General features: G+C 27.9%; 1 protein-coding gene. It reads right to left on the bottom strand.

The features are described 5' to 3' along the window. Nucleotides 1-245, bottom strand: a 245-nt coding sequence (locus tag FE392_RS22890) for a response regulator aspartate phosphatase (protein WP_500692714.1), incomplete at its 3' end; no start/stop codon positions are given. Nucleotides 246-280: the final 35 nt, after the last annotated feature.

Raw genomic sequence — 280 nt, 5'->3', positions numbered from 1 at the left:
TTAAAAGATTCAATTTTGTCGAAGCTATTTTTACCAATACTTAAATGATCCATTAGATATTGATGGCGAAAATCTAATAGTGAATAGTATAAAAGTAGATTTTGGTCTTCTTCTATGTTGTGGATTTTTTTATCAATTTCTAACCTTAATTTATGTGCATTACCTAAATGTCTAGCACGAATTTCGATATACCAGTCATTTAACATGTTTGTGATTTGTTCATTATTTTTTGTTTGAACGTCCACAAAGTAGCCCCCTTTTTACAAATGTATATTATTTC

It is taken from the genome of Xenorhabdus santafensis, assembly GCF_033949405.1.
GTDB lineage: Bacteria > Pseudomonadota > Gammaproteobacteria > Enterobacterales > Enterobacteriaceae > Xenorhabdus > Xenorhabdus santafensis.
Note: the sequence above shows the minus strand (reverse complement) of the source record. Positions and strands in the feature narration are given on the sequence as shown.